Source organism: Streptococcus oralis (assembly GCF_001578705.1).
Lineage (GTDB): Bacteria > Bacillota > Bacilli > Lactobacillales > Streptococcaceae > Streptococcus > Streptococcus oralis_J.
The window spans coordinates 436,016-454,074 of record NZ_KQ969038.1; the positions used below are offsets into that span (position 1 = coordinate 436,016).

Genomic DNA, 18,059 nt, shown 5'->3' on the forward strand with positions numbered 1-18,059 from the left:
TCCTTTATTTTCTCCTAAAAATAGGAATTTGCTTGAAAAGATCCATTAATCCTCTTTTATCTCCACCCCGAATCTCCTGCAATTCTGCCTCTGTTACTTCTTTAAATTGTTCCAATTTAACTGTGTTTTTCATAATAAAATCTCCTGTATTGTTTTTCTTGTAAATTAACTTACAAACCTATTATACAAAATGAAAATTATTTAAGAAAAATTTCTTCTCAACTGCACTGTTTTGTACCTGAAATGCACTTTTTTAAGAAAAAAGCTGGGAGTAATCCCAGCTTTTTCTCTAATGTACTGATCCCAGCAGGATTCGAACCTGCGACCGTTCGCTTAGAAGGCGAATGCTCTATCCAGCTGAGCTATGAGACCTAACATGACCATTCTATCAAAAAATAAGAGGTAAGTCAATCTTCTATTTATGATAAGGGGATCCCTGCTGAATGGTAAAAGCACGATAAATTTGTTCAACAAGAACTAATCTCATTAACTGATGTGGCAAGGTCAAACGTCCAAAGCTAACAGAGAGATTAGCACGATGCTTCACAGCAGGGAATAGTCCCAGACTCCCACCAATAATAAATGTAAGGGTAGAAAATCCCTTTATGGGAGCTTGTTCTAACTGCTTACTGAATTCCTCTGAAGAGAGAGTTTTTCCTTCAATTGCTAACACAACGACAAAATCTCTTTCTCCAACTTTAGAAAGAATTCGATTTCCCTCTATTTCTAATATTTTGTAATTTTCTGACTCACTTGCCTTATCTGGAGTTTTTTCATCAGCTAACTCAATGATTTCTACAGTGGCAAAACGAGATATACGTTTACTATATTCAGCAATGCCATCTTTAAGATATTTTTCCTTCAGTTTTCCAACTGTTACAATTTTTATTTTCATTCTTCTATTCTAACATATTCACACTTTATTTCACATCTTATTCACAAAGAATTATCTAGTAAAACTAGCAAATTCACAGAAAAAAGCGAGTTATCCACAACTTGTGTAAAACTTCTACCTTTAAGCTTGAATTAAGTTAATAGATTTATACTTTAATCAAATAAAAAACAAACGGAGGCGTTTATGAAACACTTACAAAAATTTTACAAAAAAGGAGTTACCTTTCTTATCATCATTCTGATAGGATTTTTGAGTGGTGCCCTAGGAAGTTTTGTGACACTGCAACTTTATCAAAAACAAGTAAGTCAAGCCACAAATAACACTACAAACACTGTTACTCAGACTTCCTACAAAAATGAAAATGCAACAACTCAGGCCGTTAATAAGGTAAAAGATGCCGTTGTGTCGGTCATCACTTATTCATCAAATCGACAAAATAGTGTTTTTGGAAATGACGAGACAGATACGGATACCGACTCTCAACAGGTAGCAAGTGAAGGTTCTGGTGTTATTTACAAAAAGAATGGGAAAGATGCCTACCTTGTGACAAATACCCACGTTATTAAAGGAGCTTCAAAAGTTGATATCCGTTTAGCAGACGGTACAAAAGTTCCTGGTGAAATTGTCGGTTCTGATACGTTCTCTGATATTGCTGTCGTAAAAATTTCTTCAGAAAAAGTCACAACCGTAGCAGAATTTGGAGATTCTAGCAAGCTTAATGTCGGAGAAACTGCAATCGCAATTGGTAGTCCTCTGGGCTCAGAATATGCCAATACAGTTACCCAAGGAATCATTTCAAGTCTCAATCGAAATGTCTCTCTAAAATCTCAAGATGGTCAAGCGATTTCTACAAAAGCTATTCAGACAGATACTGCTATTAACCCTGGTAACTCTGGTGGTCCACTTGTAAACATTCAGGGCCAAGTTATCGGGATTACATCAAGTAAAATTGCAAGTAATGGTGGAACCTCTGTCGAAGGTCTTGGTTTTGCAATCCCATCAAATGATGCTCAAAATATTATTAAACAGCTTGAAAGTGACGGTAAAGTGACTCGCCCTGCTCTTGGAATTCAAATGGTTAATTTAGCTAATATTGGAGCTAGTGATCTTAGAAAACTCAATATTCCAAGTAGCGTAACTTCTGGTGTAGTGGTAAAATCTGTTCAAAGTAATATGCCTGCATCTGGTCACCTTGAAAAATACGACGTTATTACCAAAGTTGACGACAAGGAGATTTCTTCGTCAACAGATTTACAGAGTGCTCTTTACAACCATTCTATCGGAGACACCATTAAAATCACCTACTATCGGAATGGGAAAGAGGAGACTACAACTGTTAAACTAGATAAAAGTACAAGTGATTTAGAATCTTAATTGACATCAGTGTAAAGAAAACTTTACATATAATAAAAGATATGTTAGTGTAGAATCATGGAAAAATTTGAAATGATTTCTATCTCGGAAATACAAAAAAATCCCTATCAACCTCGAAAAGAATTTAATGCAGATAAACTAAGGGAATTGGCTGAGTCAATCAAAGAAAATGGGGTCATCCAACCCATCATCGTTCGTCAATCTCCTGTAATTGGTTATGAAATCCTTGCAGGAGAGAGACGATATCGGGCTTCTCTCTTGGCTGGTCTGACTTCTATTCCAGCCGTTGTGAAACACCTCTCAGATCAGGAAATGATGATTCAGTCTATCATTGAGAATTTACAGAGAGAAAACTTGAATCCGGTTGAAGAGGCACGCGCCTACGAATCTTTGGTAGAAAAAGGATTTACTCACACTGAGATAGCGGATAAAATGGGAAAATCTCGTCCTTATATCACTAATTTTATTCGTTTGCTTTCCCTACCAGAGCATATCTTATCTGAAGTAGAAAATGGAAAAATTTCTCAAGCTCATGCACGTTCACTAGTTGGTTTGGATAAAGAGCGACAGGAATATTTCTTTCAACTAATCAAAAATGAAGATATCTCTGTGAGAAAGTTAGAAGCACTTCTTACAGAGAAAAAACAAAAGAAGCAGAAAAAAATTGATTCTTTCATTAAAGATGAGGAAGATAAATTAAAAAAACAACTTGGATTGAATGTAGAAATTAAACTTTCTACAAAAGATACTGGAAAGATTGTTATTTCTTTTTCAAGTCAAGAAGAATATGACAGAATTATCAACAGCCTGCAATAAGGCTGTTCTTTTATTTTCTTAATCAACAATTTTATCCACTAATTTTTTTAGCAAAAGACTTACTAAATCAAGGTTTTTGCTATTTATCCCCAATCTGTGGATAAAAAATATAAACATTGTGGATTCTTTTCCACAGATTGTGGAAAAATGGTAGCATCTATGGTAAAATAAGTCTAACAGTAAACCTTTTTACATCAAATATAGCAAAGGAGGGGATAATCGGTGAAAGAAAAACAATTTTGGAATCAAATCTTGGAATTAGCTCAAGAAAGATTGACACGTTCTATGTACGATTTCTACGCCACACCTGCTGAACTCATAAAAGTGGAGGGAAATGTAGCTACTATCTTTTTACCTAGACCTGAAATGGAAATGGTTTGGAAAAAACAACTCAAAGATATCATTGTAGCTGCTGGTTTTGAAGTTTATGATACTGAAATAAAAACTCAATTTGTCTTAACAAAGCCTGAGGAAGAATCTTCAACCTATGTCATGGATTCTGAAAATAGCAATCATTATGTTGCTTCACAGACCAATCTTGCTATTCCATATTCTGAAACAGGATTGAAGGAAAAATATACCTTTGATAACTTTATTCAAGGAGATGGGAATATCTGGGCTAAGTCTGCTGCTCTGGCTGTTTCCGAAGACCTCGCCTTGACTTATAATCCCCTTTTCATTTATGGTGGTCCTGGACTAGGGAAAACCCACTTACTGAATGCTATCGGAAATGAAATTCTAAAAAATATTCCTGAAGCTCGGGTTAAGTATATTCCTGCTGAAAGTTTTATCAATGATTTTCTTGAACACCTGAGACTTGGGGAAATGGAAAAATTTAAAAAAACTTACCGAAGCCTTGATCTCTTACTAATTGATGATATCCAATCTCTCAGTGGTAAAAAGGTTGCAACTCAAGAAGAATTTTTCAATACCTTCAATGCTCTTCATAGCAATCAAAAACAAATCGTTCTGACTAGTGACCGAAGTCCTAAACATTTAGAGGGCCTTGAGGAAAGACTTGTCACGCGCTTTAGCTGGGGCTTGACTCAAAATATCACACCACCTGACTTTGAGACACGTATCGCCATTCTTCAAAGTAAAACGGAACATTTGGACTATAATTTTCAAAGCGATACACTAGAATACCTAGCTGGTCAATTCGATTCAAATGTTCGAGAACTTGAAGGAGCAATCAACGATATCACTTTAATTGCCAGAGTAAAGAAGATTAAAGACATCACTATTGATATCGCTGCTGAAGCTATCAGAGCTCGCAAACAAGATGTTAGCCAACTGCTAGTCATTCCAATTGACAAAATCCAAACTGAAGTTGGTAATTTTTATGGAGTGAGTGTCAAAGAAATGAAGGGGACGAGACGAGTTCAAAACATAGTTTTGGCGCGTCAAGTTGCTATGTATCTAGCTAGAGAACTGACAGATAATAGTCTTCCAAAAATCGGAAAAGAATTCGGAGGAAAGGATCACACCACCGTTATTCATGCCCATGCTAAAATTAAATCCTTGATTGACGAAGACGATAATTTACGTTTAGAAATAGAAGCAATCAAAAAGAAAATTAAGTAGCTTGTGGATAACTTTTCCTTTCTTATCTTTTTTATCCACATTTTTTAAACAAGCTAAAAAGCTTGAAGTCATTAAATAGAAATCAGTTTTCCACAGAATTCACACACCCTATTATTTCTATTATCCTTCTAATACTAAAAATAAATAAAGGAGAATCCATGATTCATTTTTCAATTAATAAAAATTTATTTCTACAAGCCTTAAATACCACAAAACGAGCAATTAGCTCCAAAAATGCTATTCCAATTTTATCAACCATCAAAATTGATGTTACCAATGAAGGAATTACTTTAATTGGATCAAATGGTCAAATTTCCATTGAAAATTTCATTTCTCAAAAGAATGAAGATGCAGGTCTTTTGATTACTTCCTTAGGTTCGATTCTTCTTGAAGCTTCTTTCTTTATCAATGTTGTATCTAGTCTTCCAGATATAACGCTAGATTTCAAAGAAATTGAACAAAAACAAATTGTCTTAACAAGTGGAAAATCAGAAATCACCCTAAAAGGAAAAGATAGCGAACAATATCCACGAATCCAAGAAATTTCAGCAAGCACTCCTTTGGTTCTTGAAACCAAACTACTCAAGAAAATTATCAATGAAACAGCTTTTGCTGCAAGTACGCAAGAAAGTCGTCCAATTTTAACAGGTGTTCACTTCGTATTGAGCCAACACAAGGAACTAAAAACAGTTGCAACAGACTCTCATCGCCTTAGCCAGAAAAAATTGACTCTTGAAAAAAATGGCGATGATTTCGATGTGGTGATTCCTAGTCGCTCTCTACGCGAATTTTCAGCTGTATTCACGGATGATATTGAAACTGTGGAGATTTTCTTTGCCAATAATCAAATCCTCTTTAGAAGCGAAAATATTAGCTTCTACACTCGTCTCCTAGAAGGAAACTATCCTGATACGGATCGTTTGATTCCAACAGACTTTAACACAACAATTACTTTTGATGTGGTAAACTTGCGTCAGTCAATGGAGCGTGCTCGTCTTTTATCAAGTGCGACTCAAAATGGTACTGTGAAGCTTGAAATTAAAGGTGGAGTTGTTAGTGCCCATGTTCACTCTCCAGAAGTTGGTAAAGTAAACGAAGAAATCGATACGGAGCAGGTGACTGGGGATGATTTGACCATTAGTTTCAACCCGACTTACTTGATTGATTCTCTCAAGGCTTTAAATAGCGAAAAGGTGACTATTAGCTTTATCTCAGCTGTTCGTCCATTTACTCTTGTACCAGCAGATACTGACGAAGATTTCATGCAGCTTATCACACCAGTTCGAACAAATTAAGTGAAAGAGGTTGAGCCTAGCTCGCCTCTTTTATGATATAATCGAAAAAGAAAAGGAGAGTAGTATGTATCAAGTTGGAAATTTTGTTGAGATGAAAAAACCACATGCTTGTACAATTAAGTCAACAGGTAAAAAAGCCAATCGTTGGGAAATTACACGTGTAGGGGCAGATATCAAAATCAAATGTAGTAATTGTGACCACCTTGTCATGATGAGTCGCCATGATTTTGAACGAAAAATGAATAAGATTATTGACTAAGAACCCTTAGTTAGAGAGTTAGCAAGTTTTCCCTTTTTGTGTTATAATGTTAGGGATTGAAATGAGAACGGAGAATGAGAAACTATGGCTTTAACAGCAGGTATCGTTGGTTTGCCAAACGTTGGTAAATCAACCCTTTTTAATGCAATTACAAAAGCAGGAGCAGAGGCAGCAAACTACCCATTTGCGACTATTGATCCAAATGTTGGGATGGTAGAAGTTCCAGATGAACGCCTACAAAAACTAACGGAAATGATTACTCCTAAAAAGACAGTTCCAACAACTTTTGAATTTACAGATATTGCAGGGATTGTAAAAGGCGCATCAAAAGGAGAAGGTTTAGGAAATAAATTCTTGGCCAATATCCGTGAAGTGGACGCGATTGTTCACGTAGTTCGTGCTTTTGATGATGAAAATGTTATGCGCGAGCAAGGACGTGAAGACGCCTTTGTGGATCCACTTGCAGATATTGATACCATTAACCTGGAGTTGATTCTTGCTGACTTAGAATCAGTTAATAAACGCTATGCGCGTGTAGAAAAGATGGCACGCACGCAAAAAGATAAGGAATCTGTGGCAGAATTCAACGTCCTTCAAAAGATTAAGCCTGTTCTTGAAGATGGAAAATCAGCTCGTACCATTGAGTTCACAGATGAGGAACAAAAGGTTGTTAAAGGCCTCTTCCTTTTAACCACTAAACCAGTTCTTTATGTTGCCAATGTGGATGAGGATGTGGTTTCAGATCCAGACTCTATCGACTATGTCAAACAAATTCGTGAATTTGCAGCGACAGAAAATGCAGAGGTAGTTGTTATTTCCGCGCGTGCTGAGGAAGAAATTTCTGAGTTAGACGATGAAGATAAGCAAGAGTTTCTTGAAGCACTTGGCTTGACAGAATCAGGCGTTGACAAGTTGACTCGTGCAGCTTACCACTTACTTGGACTGGGAACTTACTTCACAGCTGGTGAAAAAGAAGTTCGCGCTTGGACCTTTAAGCGTGGCATGAAAGCTCCTCAAGCAGCTGGTATTATCCACTCAGACTTTGAAAAAGGCTTTATTCGTGCAGTAACCATGTCATATGAGGATCTAGTGAAATACGGATCTGAAAAAGCTGTAAAGGAAGCTGGACGCTTGCGTGAAGAAGGAAAAGAATATATCGTTCAAGATGGCGATATCATGGAATTCCGCTTTAATGTCTAATAACATTTAACAAATAGTGTCAATTAGGTTGGAAAAAAATTCCAACCCTTTTGGCTTTTGAAAGGAAAAATAAATGACCAAATTACTTGTAGGATTGGGAAATCCAGGGGATAAATATTTTGAAACCAAACACAATGTTGGCTTTATGTTGATTGACCAACTAGCTAAAAAACAAAATGTCACCTTTACACACGACAAGATATTTCAAGCTGACCTAGCATCTTTTTTCCTTAATGGCGAAAAAATTTATCTTGTCAAACCAACGACGTTTATGAATGAAAGCGGGAAAGCTGTTCATGCTTTATTGACTTACTATGGTTTGGATATTGAAGATTTACTCGTCATTTACGATGATCTTGACATGGAAGTTGGGAAAATTCGTTTAAGATCAAAGGGCTCAGCAGGTGGCCATAATGGTATCAAGTCTATTATTCAACATATAGGTACTCAGGTCTTCAACCGTGTTAAAATAGGTATTGGAAGACCTAAAAAAGGTATGTCAGTTGTTCACCATGTTTTAAGTAAGTTTGATCAGGATGACTATGTAGGTATTTTACAGTCAATTGACAAGGTTGACGATGCTGTAAATTACTATTTACAAGAGAAAAACTTTGAGAAAACAATGCAGAGGTATAATGGCTAAATGGTGACTTTATTAGATTTATTCTCAGAAAATAATCAGATAAAAAAATGGCATCAAAATCTTACAGATAAGAAAAGACAACTAATACTAGGTCTGTCAACTTCTACCAAGGCTCTTGCAATTGCAAGTAGTCTAAAAAAAGAAAATAAGATTGTGTTATTGACATCGACTTATGGAGAAGCGGAACGAATTATCAGTGATCTTCTTTCTATCTTAGGAGAGGAATTAGTCTATCCATTTTTGGTAGATGACTCTCCTATGGTAGAGTTTTTGATGTCTTCACAAGAAAAAATCATCTCACGGGTTGAAGCTTTGCGTTTTTTTAGTGATCCGTCTAAGAAAGGGATTTTAGTTTGTAATATCGCAGCGAGTCGATTGATTTTACCTTCTCCGACTAGATTTAAAGAAAGTATTATAAAAATTGCAGTTGGTGAAGAATCTGACCAACATGACCTTATTCACAAATTAAAGGAAATCGGTTATCGAAAAGTTACTCAAGTACAGACTCAAGGGGAGTTTAGTATTCGAGGAGATATTTTAGATATTTTTGAGATGTCTCAGTTAGAACCTTTCCGAATTGAGTTTTTTGGTGATGAAGTAGATGGTATTCGTACTTTTGAAGTCGAGACACAATTATCGAAGGAAAATCAAACAGAACTTGCCATCTTTCCAGCTAGTGATATGCTTTTGAGAGAAAAGGATTATCAACGAGGTCAGTCAGCTTTAGAAAAGCAAATTTCGAAGACTCAATCGCCGATTTTGAAATCCTATTTAGAAGAAATTTTGTCAAGTTTTCATCAAAAACAAGTACATTCAGATAGTCGAAAGTTTTTGTCCTTATGTTATGATAAAACATGGACTGTATTTGATTATATTGAAAAAGATACACCAGTATTCTTTGATGACTATCAAAAATTGATGAATCAGTATGAAGCCCTTGAAAGAGAATTAGCGCAATACTTTACAGAAGATTTACAGAATGGTAAATCATTTTCTGAGATGCAGTATTTTGCAGATACAGAGCAAACCTATAAAAAACGAAGTCCAGTGACCTTTTTTTCTAATCTTCAAAAGGGTTTAGGGAATCTCAAGTTTGATCACATTTATCAATTTAATCAATACCCTATGCAAGAATTTTTCAATCAGTTCTCTTTTCTTAAAGAAGAAATTGAGCGATACAAAAAAATGGACTACACCATTGTTTTGCAGTCTAGCAATTCAATGGGAAGTAAAACATTGGAGGATGTTTTAGAGGAATACCAGATCAAATTGGATTCTAGAGATAAGTCAAGTATCTGTAAAGAATCTGTAAACTTGATTGAGGGTAATCTAAGACATGGTTTTCATTTTGTAGATGAAAAAATTCTCTTGATTACTGAACATGAGATTTTTCAAAAGAAATTAAAACGTCGTTTTCGAAGACAACATACGTCAAATGCAGAGCGATTAAAAGATTATAATGAACTTGAAAAAGGGGACTACGTTGTTCACCATATCCATGGAATTGGTCAATATCTAGGGATTGAAACAATTGAAATCAAAGGGATCCACCGTGATTATGTCAGTGTTCAATACCAAAATGGGGATCAAATCTCCATCCCAGTAGAACAGATTCATCTATTGTCTAAATACGTTTCAAGTGATGGTAAAGCGCCAAAACTTAATAAATTAAATGATGGTCATTTCAAAAAGGTCAAGCAAAAAGTTAAGAACCAGGTAGAGGATATAGCTGACGATTTAATTAAACTCTATTCTGAGCGTAGTCAGTTGAAGGGTTTTGCTTTCTCAGCTGATGATGATGATCAACATGCTTTTGATGATGCCTTCCCTTATGTTGAAACGGATGATCAACTTCGTAGTATTGAGGAAATTAAGAGAGATATGCAGGATTCTCATCCCATGGATCGACTTTTAGTTGGGGATGTTGGTTTTGGGAAGACTGAGGTTGCAATGCGTGCAGCATTTAAGGCTGTCAATGATCACAAACAGGTGGTCGTTCTAGTTCCGACGACGGTTTTAGCTCAACAGCACTATACCAATTTTAAGGAACGATTCCAAAATTTTGCAGTTAATATTGATGTGTTGAGTCGCTTTAGAAGTAAAAAAGAGCAGGCAGAGACACTTGAAAAATTAAAAAATGGTCAAGTCGATATTTTGATTGGAACGCATCGTGTTTTATCAAAAGATGTTGTGTTTTCAGATTTGGGATTGATGATTATTGATGAGGAACAACGATTTGGTGTCAAGCATAAGGAAACTTTGAAAGAACTGAAAAAACAAGTAGATGTTCTAACCTTGACAGCAACGCCAATTCCTCGTACTCTCCACATGTCTATGCTGGGCATCCGAGATTTGTCTGTTATTGAAACTCCTCCAACCAATCGCTATCCAGTGCAAACTTATGTTTTAGAAAAGAATGATAGTGTGGTTCGTGATGCTGTCTTGCGTGAAATGGAGCGTGGAGGTCAAGTTTACTATCTTTACAATAAAGTTGACACGATTGACCAGAAGGTTTCAGAGTTACAGGAGTTGATTCCAGAGGCTTCGATTGGGTATGTTCATGGACAAATGAGTGAAATTCAGTTGGAAAACACTTTATTGGACTTTATTGAAGGACAATATGATATTTTGGTGACAACTACTATTATTGAAACAGGAGTCGACATTCCGAACGCCAATACCTTATTTATTGAAAATGCAGACCATATGGGCTTGTCAACCTTGTATCAATTAAGAGGAAGAGTCGGTCGTAGTAATCGTATTGCTTATGCCTATCTTATGTATCGTCCAGAAAAATCAATCAGTGAAGTATCTGAGAAGAGATTAGAAGCGATTAAGGGATTTACAGAATTAGGGTCAGGATTTAAGATTGCGATGCGAGATCTTTCTATTCGCGGAGCAGGGAATCTCCTAGGAAAGTCCCAGTCTGGTTTCATTGATTCTGTTGGTTTTGAATTGTATTCGCAGTTACTAGAGGAAGCTATTGCTAAACGTAACGCCAATGGGAACAAAAGAACCAAAGGAAATGCTGAGTTGATTTTACAAATTAATGCTTATCTTCCTGACACATATATTTCTGATCAACGACATAAGATTGAAATTTACAAAAAAATTCGTCAAATTGACAATCGTGTCAACTACGAAGAACTACAAGAAGAATTGATGGATCGCTTTGGAGAATACCCAGATGTAGTAGCATATCTTTTAGAGATTGGTTTGGTCAAGTCATATTTTGACAAGGTATTTGTAGAACGTGTGGAAAGAAAGGAAAATAAGATTACAGTTCAATTTGAAAAAGTCACTCAACGACTATTCTTGGCTCAAGATTATTTTAAAGCCTTATCCGCAACGAACTTAAAGGCAGCTATAGCTGAGAATAAGGGATTAATGGAAGTCGTATTCGATGTCCGAAACAAGAAGGATTATGAAATTTTAGAAGGTTTGCTGATTTTTGGAGAAAGTTTATTAGAGATAAAAGAATCAAAGGAAGCAAATCTTATTTGACATTTTTCTTCTATAAAAAGGATAAAAATGGTACAATAATAATTTGAGGTAATAAAAATGAGATTAGACAAGTATTTAAAAGTATCACGAATTATTAAGCGCCGCACAGTCGCAAAAGAAGTAGCAGATAAAGGTAGAATCAAGGTGAATGGAATCTTGGCCAAAAGTTCAACGGATTTGAAAGTTGATGACCAAGTTGAAATTCGCTTTGGAAATAAGTTGTTGCTTGTTAAAGTACTAGAGATGAAAGATAGTACGAAAAAAGAAGATGCAGCAGGCATGTATGAAATTATCAGTGAAACACGGGTAGAAGAAAATGTCTAAAAATATTGTACAGATGAACAATCCTTTTATTCAAAATGAGCACCAACGTCGTCGTTACCTGATGAAGGAAAGACAAAAGAGGAATCGCTTTATGGGTTGGGTTCTTATTTTGATGATTTTGTTGTTTATTTTACCAACTTATAACTTGGCCCAAAGCTATAATCAGTTATTACAACGTCGTCAGCAATTGACAGAGTTGAAAGAGCAGTACAAAACTCTTAGTGATGAAAAGGATAAGGAATCTGCTTTTGCTGCAAAGTTGAAAGATGAAGACTATGTAGCAAAATATGCACGCGCCAAGTACTATTACTCAAAGAAACGAGAAGCAATTTATACAATTCCTGATTTGCTTCCGAGGTAAAGTCATGGAAAATTTATTAGAAGTTGTTGAGCAGTTTTTAAGTTTATCAGATGAAAAATTAGAGGAATTAGCAACTAAAAATCATTTATTACGAGTACAAGAAGAAAGGGAAGGGAAGAATGCGTAAGTTCTTAGTAGTGTTATCACTACTATCTGTTTTTATCATAACTTCAAGAGTAGTTAGCACGGAAAAACAGCTTCCTTACTCTTCACAAGAAATTTATTATCTAACTGAGTCTGATCATGGATTTTACTATAAAGAAGCCCTTGAATCGCCAATGGTTTATGGAGAAACAGCTGTCTATTCTAATGAAGATCTTGTAAAGGAGTCTGGTAAATTGACTCCTGGAACAACCTTTAAAATCGTAGAATGGCGTTTGAATAGACAAGGTATTCCTGTTTTTAAATTAGACAATCACCAGTTTATCCTTGCAGATAAGCGCTTAGTCTATGATCAAAGTCAAGTTCAAACTCAAAATAGACAAGTATGGTTGGACCCGGGTTTTGTCATCTATAACAGTCCTTATGTTGCTAAAGAAATTTCTTCATCCCTCTCTCCCTATCAACGCGTAACAGTGGATAGAACCCTCTTTGCTGAGGGACAAGAATTTCTTCATATTGATCAAGTTGGGTGGGTATCCAAAGAGTTCGTCTCAGAAGAAGACAATCGTATCCAGAAGGTTCAAGAAGTTTTATCAAACAACTATCAGAATGAAAATTATTCTATTTATGTTAAACAGCTGAGTACAGGAAAAGAAGCTGGGGTGAATGAAGACAGCAAACTCTATGCGGCCAGCATCTTGAAGCTAGCCTATCTTTATTACGCTCAAGATAAGATAAATCAAGGGGAATATACGCTGAACAGTAACTTCAAGTATATCCCAGAGGTAAATAGCTTTCCCGGATCCTATAAACCAGAAGGTAGCGGTAGTTTACCTAAAACAGGAGACAACAAAGACTACAGCCTCCAACAATTAATTACTAAGGTAACAAAGGAGTCTGACAATGTTGCTCATAATATTTTGGGTTATTATGTGACCAATCAATCTGACGGGGCTTTTAAAGAAAAAATGTCTACCATTATGGGTGAAGATTGGGATGTGAATGATAAATTGACTTCTTCAAAAATGGCTGGAAAGGTCATGGAAGCTATTTATAATCAGAATGGCTTTGTACTAGAGTCTCTAAGCAAGACGAATTTTGATAACCAACGAATTGCGAAAGGTGTTTCGGTTAAGGTAGCTCATAAAATTGGAGATGCTGACGAGTTCAAACATGATACTGCCATTGTCTTTACAGACTCACCTTTCGTTCTCTCTATTTTCACTAAAAATTCTGATTATGACACCATTGCTAAGATAGCCAAGGATGTCTATGAGGTTCTAAAATGAGGGAGCAGGATTTTTTAAATCATTTTCTCCAAAAAGAGTATTTCAAAAAACATTCTAAGGTCGTATTAGCTCTGTCTGGTGGATTGGATTCGATGTTTTTATTCCATCTATTGTCTACTTATCAAAATGAGTTGGAAATTGAGCTGATTGTAGCACATGTCAATCACAAGCAGAGAAGTGAGTCTGACTGGGAGGAAAATGAACTAAGGAAGTTAGCTGATGCAGCTGAACTTCCTATTTATATCACAAGTTTTTCAGGAGACTTTTCAGAAGCGCGTGCTCGAGAGTTTCGCTATGATTTTTTTAGAAAAATCATGAAAGAGGTTGGAGCGACTGCCTTGGTCACTGCCCACCATGCAGATGATCAGGTTGAAACGATTTTGATGCGGTTCATTCGCGGAAGTAGGCTACGTCATTTGACAGGAATAAAAGAAAGTCAAGTAGTTGATGATATTGAAATCCTCCGTCCCTTGTTGCATTTTCATAAAAAGGATTTTCCACCAATTGTTCATTTCGAAGATCAAACAAATCAGGAAAATACCTATTTTCGCAATCGCATTCGGAATAGGTATTTACCAGAACTTGAAAAAGAAAATCCTCGTCTTAAATCCGCCCTTTTAGATTTAGGAAGGGAGATTTCAGATTACCAAGTAGCCATAACGGAGCTTTCTAAACAGATTGATGTGGAAGATTTGAATGAGCTCTTTTCATTCTCACAACAAACTCAAGGAGTCTTGCTCCAGAACTATCTTAATCAATTTCCAGACTTAAATCTGACGAAGGCTCAGTTTGCTGAAGTTCGACAGATTTTAGCAACGAAAAGTCAGTATCGTCATTCTCTTAAAAATGGCTATGAATTGATAAAAGAGTATCAATATTTTCGAGTTTGCAAAATCAGTCCACAGGCTGATGAAAAGGAAGATGAACTTGTGTTACACTATCAAAATCAAGTTCGATATATGGGTCATTTATTTTCCTTTGGCATTCCTATTGAAGGGGACGCTGTTCAAAAAATAATAGTTTCACGGGAAACACCTGTATATATTAGATGTCGAAAATCTGGCGATGTTCTTATTCTGAATGGGCATCGAAAGAAACTGAGACGTTTATTTATAGATTTGAAAATCCCTATTGAAAAACGAAAAACAACCCCTATTATTGAGCAATTTGGAGAAATTGTCTCAATTTTAGGAATTGCTATCAGTGATTTGAGTAAAAACACGAAAAATGATATAATGAACACTGTACTTTATATAGAAAAAATAGATAGGTAAAAAGATGTTAGAACACGATATTAAAAAAATCCTCGTTTCACATGATGAAATTACAGAAGCAGCTAAAAAGCTAGGTGCGCAACTAACAAAAGAATATGAGGGGAAAAATCCAATTCTTGTTGGAATTTTGAAAGGATCGATTCCTTTTATGGCTGAATTGGTCAAACATATTGATACGCATATTGAGATGGACTTCATGATGGTATCTAGCTACCATGGTGGAACAGCAAGTAGTGGTGTGATCAATATCAAGCAAGACGTGACTCAAGATATCAAGGGAAGACATATTCTATTTGTAGAAGATATCATCGATACAGGTCAAACTTTGAAGAATTTGAAAGATATGTTTATTGCAAGAGAGGCAGCTTCGGTTAAAATTGCGACTTTGTTGGACAAACCAGAGGGACGTGTTGTTGAAATTGAAGCGGATTATACTTGCTTTACTATTCCAAATGAGTTTGTTGTAGGATATGGTTTGGACTACAAAGAAAATTATCGTAATCTTCCTTATGTTGGAGTGTTGAAAGAGGAAGTTTATTCAAATTAGAAAGAGCATTCTTTAATGAAAAAACAAAATAATGGTTTAGTTAGAAATCCATTTCTATACTTGTTAATTATCTTCTTCCTTGTGACAGGGTTCCAGTATTTTTACTCTGGAAATACTGCTGGACGAAGCGAAAAAATTAACTATACAGAATTGGTAAAAGAAATTACAGCAGACAATGTAAAAGAATTGACCTATCAGCCAAATGGTAGCATCATTGAGGTGTCTGGTGTTTATAAAAATCCTAAGACTAGTAAAGAAGAAACAGGGATTCAATTTTTCACTCCTACTGCTACAAAAGTAGAAAGATTCTCAAGTACCATTCTTCCGTCGGATTCAACAGTTTCAGAATTGCAAAAACTTGCTTCTGAACATCAGGCTGAGGTAACGGTTAAACATGAGAGTTCAAGTGGTATGTGGATCAATATCCTTGTCTCTGTTGTGCCATTTGCTATTCTCTTCTTCTTCCTATTTTCTATGATGGGAAATATGGGAGGAAATAATAGTCGAAATCCAATGAGTTTTGGACGTAGCAAGGCCAAAGCTGCTAACAAAGAAGATATCAAGGTACGATTCTCAGATGTTGCAGGTGCCGAGGAAGAAAAACAAGAATTAGTCGAAGTTGTTGAATTCCTAAAAGATCCAAAACGATTTACAAAGCTTGGTGCGCGTATTCCTGCGGGTGTTCTTTTGGAGGGACCTCCCGGGACAGGTAAGACTTTACTTGCTAAGGCAGTTGCTGGGGAAGCAGGAGTTCCATTCTTTAGCATCTCAGGTTCTGACTTTGTAGAAATGTTTGTCGGAGTTGGTGCAAGTCGTGTTCGTTCCCTTTTTGAGGATGCAAAAAAAGCAGCGCCAGCTATCATCTTTATCGATGAAATTGATGCTGTTGGTCGCCAACGTGGTGTCGGCCTCGGTGGAGGAAATGATGAACGTGAACAAACCTTGAACCAACTCTTGATTGAAATGGATGGTTTTGAGGGCAATGAAGGAATTATCGTTATCGCTGCGACAAACCGTTCAGATGTTCTAGATCCAGCTCTTCTCCGTCCAGGACGTTTCGATAGAAAAGTCTTGGTTGGTCGCCCTGATGTTAAAGGTCGTGAGGCAATTTTGAAAGTTCACGCTAAAAACAAACCTCTAGCAGATGATGTTGATTTGAAATTAGTGGCTCAACAAACCCCAGGTTTTGTTGGTGCTGACTTGGAAAATGTTCTAAACGAGGCCGCCTTGGTTGCAGCCCGTCGCAACAAGTCAGTCATTGATGCTTCAGATATTGATGAGGCAGAGGACAGAGTGATTGCTGGTCCATCTAAGAAAGATAAAACAGTATCACAAAGAGAACGTGAATTGGTTGCCTACCACGAGGCTGGACATACAATTGTTGGTTTAGTCTTGTCAAATGCTCGTGTTGTTCATAAAGTGACCATCGTGCCACGTGGACGTGCAGGCGGATACATGATTGCACTTCCTAAAGAAGATCAAATGCTTCTTTCTAAAGAAGATATGAAAGAGCAATTGGCAGGTTTGATGGGTGGTCGTGTAGCTGAAGAGATTATCTTTAATGTCCAAACTACAGGAGCTTCAAATGACTTTGAACAAGCTACTCAGATGGCGCGTGCAATGGTCACTGAATATGGTATGAGTGAAAAACTTGGCCCAGTTCAATACGAAGGAAATCATGCTATGTTTGGTGCACAAAGTCCTCAAAAATCAATTTCAGAGCAAACAGCCTATGAGATTGATGAGGAAGTGCGTTCATTATTAAATGAAGCACGAAACAAAGCAGCTGAAATTATTCAATCAAATCGTGAAACCCACAAGTTGATTGCAGAAGCCTTGTTGAAATACGAAACATTGGATAGTACACAGATTAAATCTCTTTACGAAACAGGAAAAATGCCTGAGACTGTAGAAGAGGAATCTCATGCACTATCTTATGATGAAGTAAAATCAAAAATGAGTGAAGAAAAATAACCCCAGAGAGGCCATGCCTCTCTTTTTGTGTGCAGTTGAGAGTGGAAAGGGAACAGAAGAGGAGAAGAAGATCAAAGGCTGGATGCTTTCTGCTAGACTAAAGGTAGAAAGGAGAGGTCTATGAATCTGAAAGAGTTGTATGAAGAAAGTAAAGGGATTGTAAACAAGTGCCGCAAAGAATACCATTTACATCTGTGGGAGAAAGAGGACTGGGACCAGGAGGGAATGATGTGCCTGTATGAGCTAGTGGATCACCATCCAGAGTTACTAGAGGGTGAGCGCCATCGACTATATGTCTGCTTTAAAACCAAATTCCGAAATCGTATCTTGGACTACATCCGCAAACAGGAAAGTCATAAGCGCCGTTTCGATAAAGAGCCCTATGAAGAGGTAAGTGAAATCAGTCATCGTCTAGGAGAAAAAGGTCTTAGGCTGGATGATTATTATCTCTTTCATGAGCTTCTAAAGAATTACAGAGCAAGTCAGGTTAAAGAAAAACAAGAACAACTTGATCGTCTGATGGGAGGAGAATGCTTCAAAGGTAGAAAGAACCTTCTGAGAGAATTAAGCATCGTGTTCAGTGATTTTAGGTAAAACTGAAAATAGTCAAAAAATCCC

The 18,059-nt window shown here is 36.6% G+C and carries 18 protein-coding genes and 1 tRNA gene; 16 read left to right on the forward strand and 3 right to left on the reverse strand.

Annotation, left to right across the window (positions count from 1 at the left end):
• Nucleotides 1–4: 4 nt before the first annotated feature.
• The 3 genes from comC to rlmH form a co-directional block, all read right to left on the reverse strand.
• The gene (gene comC, locus SORDD05_RS09920; RefSeq protein WP_081102474.1) at nt 5–133 is read right to left on the reverse strand and encodes a competence-stimulating peptide ComC; all 129 of its coding nucleotides are present in this window, start codon (nt 131–133) and stop codon (nt 5–7) included.
• Between the two features lie 165 nt (nt 134–298).
• Nucleotides 299–372: transfer RNA gene (locus SORDD05_RS08025), tRNA-Arg, on the reverse strand.
• A 43-nt stretch (nt 373–415) separates the two neighbouring features.
• Nucleotides 416–895, reverse strand: a complete 480-nt coding sequence (rlmH, locus tag SORDD05_RS08030) for a 23S rRNA (pseudouridine(1915)-N(3))-methyltransferase RlmH (RefSeq protein ID WP_061418777.1) — start codon at nt 893–895, stop codon at nt 416–418.
• A gap of 183 nt (nt 896–1,078) precedes the next feature.
• On the opposite strand from rlmH, the gene SORDD05_RS08035 reads away from it, so the two are divergent.
• From SORDD05_RS08035 to SORDD05_RS08110, 16 genes are all read left to right on the forward strand, one after another.
• Entirely contained in the window at nt 1,079–2,269 is a 1,191-nt protein-coding gene (locus SORDD05_RS08035) for a serine protease HtrA (RefSeq protein WP_061418780.1), read from the forward strand.
• 57 nt (nt 2,270–2,326) lie between these two features.
• Entirely contained in the window at nt 2,327–3,085 is a 759-nt protein-coding gene (locus SORDD05_RS08040; protein ID WP_061418784.1) for a ParB/RepB/Spo0J family partition protein, read from the forward strand.
• Between the two features lie 222 nt (nt 3,086–3,307).
• The gene (dnaA, locus tag SORDD05_RS08045) at nt 3,308–4,669 is read left to right on the forward strand and encodes a chromosomal replication initiator protein DnaA (RefSeq protein WP_061418787.1); all 1,362 of its coding nucleotides are present in this window, start codon (nt 3,308–3,310) and stop codon (nt 4,667–4,669) included.
• Between the two features lie 158 nt (nt 4,670–4,827).
• On the forward strand, nt 4,828–5,964 hold the full coding sequence (gene dnaN / locus SORDD05_RS08050) for a DNA polymerase III subunit beta (RefSeq protein ID WP_061418789.1): 1,137 nt from the start codon (nt 4,828–4,830) through the stop codon (nt 5,962–5,964).
• A 64-nt stretch (nt 5,965–6,028) separates the two neighbouring features.
• A complete protein-coding gene (locus SORDD05_RS08055) occupies nt 6,029–6,223 on the forward strand; it encodes a DUF951 domain-containing protein (protein ID WP_000285183.1) in 195 nt (64 codons plus the stop codon).
• Nucleotides 6,224–6,307: 84 nt separating this feature from the next.
• Nucleotides 6,308–7,423, forward strand: coding sequence for a redox-regulated ATPase YchF (ychF, locus tag SORDD05_RS08060; RefSeq protein ID WP_001218700.1), 1,116 nt, complete (start codon nt 6,308–6,310; stop codon nt 7,421–7,423).
• A gap of 73 nt (nt 7,424–7,496) precedes the next feature.
• Nucleotides 7,497–8,066, forward strand: a complete 570-nt coding sequence (gene pth / locus SORDD05_RS08065) for an aminoacyl-tRNA hydrolase (RefSeq protein ID WP_061418792.1) — start codon at nt 7,497–7,499, stop codon at nt 8,064–8,066.
• A complete protein-coding gene (gene mfd / locus SORDD05_RS08070; protein ID WP_061418795.1) occupies nt 8,067–11,570 on the forward strand; it encodes a transcription-repair coupling factor in 3,504 nt (1,167 codons plus the stop codon).
• Between the two features lie 57 nt (nt 11,571–11,627).
• Nucleotides 11,628–11,894, forward strand: a complete 267-nt coding sequence (locus tag SORDD05_RS08075) for an RNA-binding S4 domain-containing protein (RefSeq protein WP_001234973.1) — start codon at nt 11,628–11,630, stop codon at nt 11,892–11,894.
• Nucleotides 11,887–12,255 carry a septum formation initiator family protein gene (locus SORDD05_RS08080; protein ID WP_061418799.1) on the forward strand — a complete coding sequence of 123 codons (369 nt, stop codon included), beginning with the start codon at nt 11,887–11,889 and terminating at the stop codon, nt 12,253–12,255. The genes SORDD05_RS08075 and SORDD05_RS08080 overlap by 8 nt, the downstream gene beginning before the upstream one ends.
• Before the next feature lie 4 nt (nt 12,256–12,259).
• Entirely contained in the window at nt 12,260–12,382 is a 123-nt protein-coding gene (locus SORDD05_RS10350; protein WP_061418802.1) for an SP_0009 family protein, read from the forward strand.
• Nucleotides 12,375–13,646, forward strand: a complete 1,272-nt coding sequence (locus tag SORDD05_RS08090) for a serine hydrolase (protein WP_061418805.1) — start codon at nt 12,375–12,377, stop codon at nt 13,644–13,646. The genes SORDD05_RS10350 and SORDD05_RS08090 overlap by 8 nt, the downstream gene beginning before the upstream one ends.
• Complete coding sequence (gene tilS / locus SORDD05_RS08095) at nt 13,643–14,920, forward strand: tRNA lysidine(34) synthetase TilS (protein ID WP_061418807.1); 1,278 nt, start codon at nt 13,643–13,645, stop codon at nt 14,918–14,920. Before SORDD05_RS08090 ends, tilS begins: the two co-directional genes overlap by 4 nt.
• A gap of 4 nt (nt 14,921–14,924) precedes the next feature.
• Complete coding sequence (gene hpt, locus SORDD05_RS08100) at nt 14,925–15,467, forward strand: hypoxanthine phosphoribosyltransferase (protein ID WP_061418811.1); 543 nt, start codon at nt 14,925–14,927, stop codon at nt 15,465–15,467.
• Nucleotides 15,468–15,482: 15 nt separating this feature from the next.
• Nucleotides 15,483–17,441 (forward strand): ATP-dependent zinc metalloprotease FtsH, encoded by a 1,959-nt coding sequence (gene ftsH / locus SORDD05_RS08105; RefSeq protein ID WP_061418814.1) that lies wholly within the window; start codon nt 15,483–15,485, stop codon nt 17,439–17,441.
• A 120-nt stretch (nt 17,442–17,561) separates the two neighbouring features.
• Nucleotides 17,562–18,035, forward strand: coding sequence for a hypothetical protein (locus SORDD05_RS08110; RefSeq protein WP_061418817.1), 474 nt, complete (start codon nt 17,562–17,564; stop codon nt 18,033–18,035).
• Nucleotides 18,036–18,059: the final 24 nt, after the last annotated feature.

Coding starts and splice junctions, on each gene's coding strand:
- comC (WP_081102474.1), bottom strand. CDS start 133: ATGAAAAACACAGTTAAATTGGAACAATTTAAAGAAGTAACAGAGGCA.
- rlmH (WP_061418777.1), bottom strand. CDS start 895: ATGAAAATAAAAATTGTAACAGTTGGAAAACTGAAGGAAAAATATCTT.
- SORDD05_RS08035 (WP_061418780.1), top strand. CDS start 1,079: ATGAAACACTTACAAAAATTTTACAAAAAAGGAGTTACCTTTCTTATC.
- SORDD05_RS08040 (WP_061418784.1), top strand. CDS start 2,327: ATGGAAAAATTTGAAATGATTTCTATCTCGGAAATACAAAAAAATCCC.
- dnaN (WP_061418789.1), top strand. CDS start 4,828: ATGATTCATTTTTCAATTAATAAAAATTTATTTCTACAAGCCTTAAAT.
- SORDD05_RS08055 (WP_000285183.1), top strand. CDS start 6,029: ATGTATCAAGTTGGAAATTTTGTTGAGATGAAAAAACCACATGCTTGT.
- ychF (WP_001218700.1), top strand. CDS start 6,308: ATGGCTTTAACAGCAGGTATCGTTGGTTTGCCAAACGTTGGTAAATCA.
- pth (WP_061418792.1), top strand. CDS start 7,497: ATGACCAAATTACTTGTAGGATTGGGAAATCCAGGGGATAAATATTTT.
- mfd (WP_061418795.1), top strand. CDS start 8,067: ATGGTGACTTTATTAGATTTATTCTCAGAAAATAATCAGATAAAAAAA.
- SORDD05_RS08075 (WP_001234973.1), top strand. CDS start 11,628: ATGAGATTAGACAAGTATTTAAAAGTATCACGAATTATTAAGCGCCGC.
- SORDD05_RS08080 (WP_061418799.1), top strand. CDS start 11,887: ATGTCTAAAAATATTGTACAGATGAACAATCCTTTTATTCAAAATGAG.
- SORDD05_RS10350 (WP_061418802.1), top strand. CDS start 12,260: ATGGAAAATTTATTAGAAGTTGTTGAGCAGTTTTTAAGTTTATCAGAT.
- SORDD05_RS08090 (WP_061418805.1), top strand. CDS start 12,375: ATGCGTAAGTTCTTAGTAGTGTTATCACTACTATCTGTTTTTATCATA.
- tilS (WP_061418807.1), top strand. CDS start 13,643: ATGAGGGAGCAGGATTTTTTAAATCATTTTCTCCAAAAAGAGTATTTC.
- hpt (WP_061418811.1), top strand. CDS start 14,925: ATGTTAGAACACGATATTAAAAAAATCCTCGTTTCACATGATGAAATT.
- ftsH (WP_061418814.1), top strand. CDS start 15,483: ATGAAAAAACAAAATAATGGTTTAGTTAGAAATCCATTTCTATACTTG.
- SORDD05_RS08110 (WP_061418817.1), top strand. CDS start 17,562: ATGAATCTGAAAGAGTTGTATGAAGAAAGTAAAGGGATTGTAAACAAG.